Here is a 6,258-nt window from a genome sequence, read left to right on the forward strand (position 1 = left end):
GCAGGCAGGCACTCAAACGCAGCGAGGGAGAAGTAGATGGCGGGTCGACTCGCGGTCGTCGGGGCCGGGCTGATGGGCTCCGGCATCGCCCAGGTGGCGGCGCAGGCGGGCTGGCAGGTGACGCTGCGCGACCTGGACGACGCGGCCACCACCCGGGGGCTCGGCGGCATCCGGAAGTCGCTGGAGAAGTTCGCCGAGAAGGGCAAGATCGAGGCGTCCGAGGTCGAGGCGACCCTCGCCCGGATCACCCCGACCACCGAACTCGAGGCGGCGGCGGACGCGGACATCGTGGTCGAGGCGGTCTTCGAGCGTCTGGAGATCAAGCACGAGGTATTCCGCGCCCTGGACAAGATCTGCAAGTCCGACGCGGTGCTCGCCACCAACACGTCGGCCATCCCGGTCACCCAGATCGCCGCGGTCACCGAGCGGCCCGAGGCGGTCGTCGGCACCCACTTCTTCTCCCCGGTGCCGATGATGCAGCTCTGCGAGCTGGTTCGCGGCTACAAGACCAGCGACGCCACGCTCGCCACCGTACGGGCCTTCGCCGAGGAGATCGGCAAGACGGTGGTGGTGGTCAACCGGGACATCGCCGGCTTCGTCACCACCCGGCTGATCTCCGCCCTGGTGGTGGAGGCGGTCAAGCTGGTCGAGTCCGGCGTGGTGTCCGCGGAGGACCTGGACACCGCCTGCCGGCTGGGCTTCGGGCACGCCATGGGTCCGCTGGCCACCACCGACCTGACCGGCGTGGACGTGCTGCTGCACGCCTCGAAGAACATCTACACCGACACCGCGGACGAGAAGTTCTTCCCGCCGGAGCTGCTCCAGCGGATGGTCACCGCCGGCGACCTGGGCCGCAAGACCGGCAAGGGCTTCTACACGTACTGAGCCGGACGCGACGAGGGGGCGGGCGCACAGCGCCCGCCCCCTCGTCGCGTGTCAGCCGTCGCGCTTGGTGGTCCAGCGGAAGGTCGTCAGGCAGAGCACCAGGCCGATCACGCACCACAGGGCCAGCACCAGCGCGACCCGGCCCAGCTCGAACGAGCCACCCGGCTCCTGGGCGCCGAAGCTCTCCGGCAGGAAGACCGCCCGCAGCCCCTGGCACATCCACTTCAGCGGGAACAGCGCGGCGACCTGCTGCATCCAGTTCGGCAGCTCGGTGAAGACGAAGAACACCCCGGAGATGAACTGGAGCACCAGCGCGACCGGGGTGACCACCGCGGAGCCACTACGGGCGGTACGGGCCAGCGACGAGATGGCGATACCGCACAGGGTGCAGGCGGTGACACCGAGCACGGAGACCCAGCCGAAGGTGAACCACCTGCCTGCGGTGCCCGGCAGATCGAGGTCGAACAGCGCCACCGCGACCGCCAGCAGCAGCGCGGTCTCGGCGATGCCGATCGCCACCACCATGATCACCTTGCCGGCGAACCAGACCCACTTCGGCATCGGCGTGCCCCGGTAGCGCTTGAGCACACCCCGGTCCCGCTCGATCGGGATCCAGATGCCGAGGTTCTGGAAGCTCACCGTCATGAGGCCGGTCGCGATCATGCCGGTGATGAAGTACTGGGTGAACTTGACCCCGCCACCGATCGTGCCGCCGAAGATCGACGCGAAGATCAGGATCATGATGATGGGGAAGCCCATCGTGAAGACCACGGACTCCCGGCTGCGCAGGAACTGCGTGATCTCCAGCCGGCCCTGCCGCAGGGCCAGCGCGCCCGCGCCCAGCCGGCGGCCCTGGGTCGCGGCGACCGGCGTCGCCGGCTTCGTCGTGGTCGTCATCGCGCGTGTCCGATCATCGTGAGGTAGACGTCCTCCAGGGTCGGCCGGGTCACCGTGAGCCCGGGGACCTCACCGCCGTGGCGCGCGGCCAACTCGGCGACCAGGGCCGTCGGCGTCGCGCTCTGCGCGCTCTCCACCGCCCCTTCCGGGGTACGCCAGGAGACCATCGCCAGCGCCTCCTGCCGGTTGCCCAGCCGGTTCGGCGCGGCCACCTCGACCAGCCGGCCGCCGGCGATCACGCCGACCCGGTCGGCCAGGGCCTCCGCCTCGTCCAGGTAGTGGGTGGTCAACACGATCGTGGTGCCGGCCGCCGCGAGGTCGCGGATCAGCTCCCAGAACTCGCGACGGGCCTCCGGGTCGAAGCCGGTGGTCGGCTCGTCGAGGAAGAGCAGCTCGGGGCGGCCGATGATGCCCAGCGCCACGTCGAGGCGGCGCTTCTGCCCGCCGGAGAGCGTGTGCGTGCGGGCCTTCGCCTTGTCGGCCAACCCCACCCGCTCGATCACCTTGGCCGGGTCGTCGGCGTCCGGGTAGAAACCGGAGAAGTGCCGGATCACCTCGGCCACGGTCAGCTCGTCGAACTCGCCGGTGCCCTGGAGCACGATGCCGACCCGGGACCGCCAGCCGGCATCCGGGTGGGCCGGGTCAGCGCCGAGCACGCTGACCTCGCCGGCGTCCCGGCGTCGGTAGCCCTCGAGGATCTCCACGGTGGTGGTCTTGCCGGCGCCGTTCGGGCCGAGCAGGGCGAACACCTCACCCCGGTGGACGTCGAGGTCCACACCCGCCACGGCCACGTTGTCGCCGTACGCCTTGCGCAGCCCCCGGACGGAGATGGCCAGCTCGTCATCCATGGCGTCCAGTGTGCGTCCTGGCTGCGACGACGCGACGCCCGGGGTGTGGCGGTCCGGACCACTGCGCGTGCTTCGGACCCGGACGTCCGCGACATGGACCTGTGTGGTTTTCCACAACCCGTTTTACTGAACGGTAACTTAGACTCCGGCCATGGATGAGAAGGCATCTTCGGGACGGCTGCCGGAGCGGGACCGCCCGTGGGTGATGCGCACCTACGCCGGCCACTCGTCGGCCGCCGCGACCAACGCCCTCTTCCGCCGCAACCTGGCGAAGGGGCAGACCGGCCTCTCGGTCGCCTTCGACCTGCCCACGCAGACCGGGTACGACCCCGACCACGAGCTGGCCGCCGGTGAGGTCGGCCGGGTCGGCGTGCCGGTGGCCCACCTCGGCGACATGCGGGCGCTCTTCGACGGCCTCCCGCTGGCCGACATGAACACCTCGATGACCATCAACGCCCCGGCGATGTGGCTGCTCGCCCTCTACGGCACCGTGGGGCTGGAGCAGAACGCCGAGCTGGCCCGCTGCGCCGGCACCACACAGAACGACATCATCAAGGAGTACCTGTCCCGGGGGACGTACATCTTCCCGCCGGCCGCGTCGCTGCGGCTCACCGCCGACGTGGTGGCGTACACGCTGCGCGAGATGCCCCGGTGGAACCCGGTCAACATCTGCTCGTACCACCTTCAGGAGGCCGGTGCCACGCCGGTGCAGGAGGTCGGCTTCGCGCTGGCCACCGCCGTCGCCGTGCTCGACGCGGTCCGCGACTCCGGCCAGGTGCCCGCCGAGCGGATGGGCGACGTGGTGCAGCGGATCTCGTTCTTCGTCAACGCCGGGGTCCGCTTCGTCGAGGAGATCGCCAAGATGCGCGCGTTCGGCGTGCTCTGGGACGAGATCACCCGGGACCGGTACGGGGTCACCGAGGCCAAGCAGCGCCGGTTCCGCTACGGCGTACAGGTCAACTCGCTCGGCCTCACCGAGGCCCAGCCGGAGAACAACATCCAGCGCATCGTGCTGGAGATGCTCGGCGTGACGATGTCCCGAGACGCCCGGGCCCGCGCGGTCCAACTGCCCGCCTGGAACGAGGCGCTCGGCCTGCCCCGCCCGTGGGACCAGCAGTGGTCGCTGCGGATGCAGCAGGTCCTGGCGTACGAGTCGGACCTGCTCGAATACCCCGACCTCTTCGCCGGCTCACACGTGATGACCGCGCTGGTCGACGAGATCGTCACCGGTGCCCGCGTCGAGTTGGACAAGGTGCTCGAGCTGGGCGGCGTGGTGGCCGCCGTGGAGACCGGCTACCTCAAGAGCGCGCTGGTCGCCTCGTTGGCCGAGCGCCGCCGCCGGATGGAGTCCGGCGCCGACGTGGTCGTCGGGGTCAACCGGTTCGTCGAGACCGAGCCCTCCCCGCTGACCGCAGCCGGAGCCGAGGCGGTCGAGCAGGTCGATCCCGCCGTCGAGTCGGCCGCCGCGGACGGCGTACGCCGCTGGCGGGCCGCCCGGGACGGCAGTGCCGTCGACGCGGCACTGGCCCGACTCCGCGCGGACGCCGCGACCACCACGAACCTGATGCCGGCCACCCTGGAGTGCGTGCGGGCCGGCGTGACGACCGGCGAGTGGGCCGGCGCGCTGCGCCAGGTCTTCGGCGAGTACCGGGCACCGACCGGGCTGGCCGGCGGCGCCGGCACCGGTGGGGACCCGGGCCTCGCGGCCGTCCGCGAGCGGGTCACCGCCACCGCCCGCGAGCTGGGCAGCGGCCGGCTGCGGCTGCTGGTCGGCAAGCCCGGCCTGGACGGGCACTCCAACGGCGCCGAGCAGATCGCGGTACGCGCCCGCGACGCCGGCTTCGAGGTCGTCTACCAGGGCATCCGGCTGACCGCCGGGCAGATCGTCGCCGCCGCCGTCGAGGAGGACGTCGACCTGGTGGGGCTCTCCGTGCTGTCCGGCTCGCACCTCGCCGCCGTGCCGGCCGTACTCGACGGGCTGCGCGCCGCCGGCCGGGCGGACCTGCCGGTGGTCGTGGGCGGCATCATCCCCGCCGCTGACGCCGACACGCTCCGGGCGGCCGGGGTGGCGCGGGTCTTCACCCCGAAGGACTTCGCCCTCACCGGCATCATCGACGACCTGGTGACGGTCATCCGCCGCGCCAACGACCTGCCCTGAACGGCGGTTGCGGGCAGTTGCAGCTCACCGGGTCCGGCAGCTCACCGGGTCTGTCAGGTCACCGGCCGTCGTAGGTCATGCAGTCGGCCATGTCGTTGTCCGGACCGACCTTGATGGACGACGCGTGGCACTCGAGCTGCTCGTTGTGCCGACAGTCGGACCGCTGGCAGGCACCCACCTGAGCGATCAGGCTCTCCACGCCGCCGCGCACCGGCGACTCGACGAAGGTGTGGCAGTGCGCGTGATCCATGCTGCCGATCGTGATCGCGAAGGCGTGGCAGTCGCCGCCGTCGTTGTACGCGCACGCCACGACCACGCACTCCTGGACCCGGGGCATTTCCATCGCTGCGGTCATGCCGACCTCCTCTAGGCTCTTGCCCGATCGTAGGCTTTTGCCGGCTTCCTGACCCTCGCTATGCCGCGACGGTGGCGGGCTGTCTGGTTTGCGCCTGGTGGCGGGTATGTGCGTCGTGCCGGTGCCGGGCGCAGTGCGGGTCCGGGTCCGGTGCGGGCCCGGTGCCGGGGGTTGGGTGGGGTCCGGGGCCGGTGCGGTCCGCGTCCGGTGCGGTCCGGTGCGGTCGGGTGCGGTCCGGTGCGGTCCGGTCCGGTGCGGTCGGGTGCGGTGCGTTGTGGGTGGGGTGGGGCCCGCCGTGCCCGGCTCCGGGCGGTCAGGCTTGATCCCTCCGCCGGGCACGGCGGGCCCCACCCCCGTCGGGGTTGGCGTCCGTCGTGATCGTGCGGTCGATTCGGCAAGCCCAGCTCCGGGGCGGGCACGTCGCGACGGGCCGGTGGCCCGTCCGGCGGACTGGGGACTTTCGCCCATCGTGATCCGTGGCAGTGCTCGGTGCCCAGTTGTTCTGGCGTCGGCCGGCTCGGTCCTTGGCGCGGGGTCGGCGGGCTGCGGATCCGGGACAGGATTGCGCCCGTCTGCTTGCGGCGGGCGCAGGCCTGCATCCCCCCGGTGGTCGCTCATCCGCCGATGGGGGCGGTTGTTGTCGTTAGCGATATACCTGTGAGTCATAAATATGCCTGTGAGGTATGGCGCTCACCGTCTACCTCGCCCCCGGACGGCTTGGTCACGGTGATCGACTCGGTATCGGCGGTGTCCCGGTGTCCCAGTGTCGGGGATGCCCCGATGTCGGGGATACGTGTCGGTCAACCCTTGATCGGCCGGTCTGACGCCCGTCGGCCCGGTGTTCTGGCACCGGATGTCCGCTATTGGGGTCTCTGGTGTGTGGCCGGCTGCACTCGTGGGGTGGAATCGGGGCGGGCCGGGGGTCGTTACATACGCTGACGATCGCAGGACCACGGCCCACCACCCCCGGGCCCGCCCGGGATGGAATGCCGGCCAGGCCGCGGTCGTTGCACACCCCCTGAACGACCGCACCAGCACCCTCCACGAGAGTGCCGATGGACGGGCCGATCGCGGAATGCCCCCGGCCCCGGCGGTCGTTACAGATGGACCCGGCG

5 protein-coding genes are annotated in these 6,258 nt (G+C 71.4%); 2 read left to right on the plus strand and 3 right to left on the minus strand.

Features of this window, described 5'->3' with window-relative positions; genetic code table 11:
• Positions 1 to 36: 36 nt before the first annotated feature.
• Complete coding sequence (locus AB0K07_RS21475; RefSeq protein ID WP_363757149.1) at positions 37 to 885, plus strand: 3-hydroxyacyl-CoA dehydrogenase family protein; 849 nt, start codon at positions 37 to 39, stop codon at positions 883 to 885.
• Positions 886 to 936: 51 nt separating this feature from the next.
• Here the strand turns inward: AB0K07_RS21475 and AB0K07_RS21480 are convergent, their stop codons facing one another.
• Both AB0K07_RS21480 and AB0K07_RS21485 read right to left on the minus strand, forming a co-directional pair.
• A complete protein-coding gene (locus tag AB0K07_RS21480) occupies positions 937 to 1,782 on the minus strand; it encodes an ABC transporter permease (RefSeq protein WP_363757150.1) in 846 nt (281 codons plus the stop codon).
• Positions 1,779 to 2,630, minus strand: a complete 852-nt coding sequence (locus tag AB0K07_RS21485) for an ABC transporter ATP-binding protein (RefSeq protein ID WP_363757151.1) — start codon at positions 2,628 to 2,630, stop codon at positions 1,779 to 1,781. The genes AB0K07_RS21480 and AB0K07_RS21485 overlap by 4 nt, the downstream gene beginning before the upstream one ends.
• A 151-nt stretch (positions 2,631 to 2,781) precedes the next feature.
• On the opposite strand from AB0K07_RS21485, the gene AB0K07_RS21490 reads away from it, so the two are divergent.
• Positions 2,782 to 4,788 (plus strand): protein meaA, encoded by a 2,007-nt coding sequence (locus tag AB0K07_RS21490; protein ID WP_363757152.1) that lies wholly within the window; start codon positions 2,782 to 2,784, stop codon positions 4,786 to 4,788.
• Positions 4,789 to 4,846: 58 nt separating this feature from the next.
• On the opposite strand, the gene AB0K07_RS21495 is transcribed toward AB0K07_RS21490, so the two are convergent.
• Positions 4,847 to 5,143: a DUF1540 domain-containing protein gene (locus AB0K07_RS21495; RefSeq protein WP_363757153.1), complete on the minus strand. Its 297-nt coding sequence runs from the start codon at positions 5,141 to 5,143 to the stop codon at positions 4,847 to 4,849.
• Positions 5,144 to 6,258: the final 1,115 nt, after the last annotated feature.

Origin of the sequence: Micromonospora sp. NPDC049301 (assembly GCF_040678715.1) — a bacterium.
Classification (GTDB): Bacteria; Actinomycetota; Actinomycetes; order Mycobacteriales; family Micromonosporaceae; genus Micromonospora.

Coding starts and splice junctions, on each gene's coding strand:
- AB0K07_RS21475 (WP_363757149.1), top strand. CDS start 37: ATGGCGGGTCGACTCGCGGTCGTCGGGGCCGGGCTGATGGGCTCCGGC.
- AB0K07_RS21480 (WP_363757150.1), bottom strand. CDS start 1,782: ATGACGACCACGACGAAGCCGGCGACGCCGGTCGCCGCGACCCAGGGC.
- AB0K07_RS21485 (WP_363757151.1), bottom strand. CDS start 2,630: ATGGATGACGAGCTGGCCATCTCCGTCCGGGGGCTGCGCAAGGCGTAC.
- AB0K07_RS21490 (WP_363757152.1), top strand. CDS start 2,782: ATGGATGAGAAGGCATCTTCGGGACGGCTGCCGGAGCGGGACCGCCCG.
- AB0K07_RS21495 (WP_363757153.1), bottom strand. CDS start 5,143: ATGACCGCAGCGATGGAAATGCCCCGGGTCCAGGAGTGCGTGGTCGTG.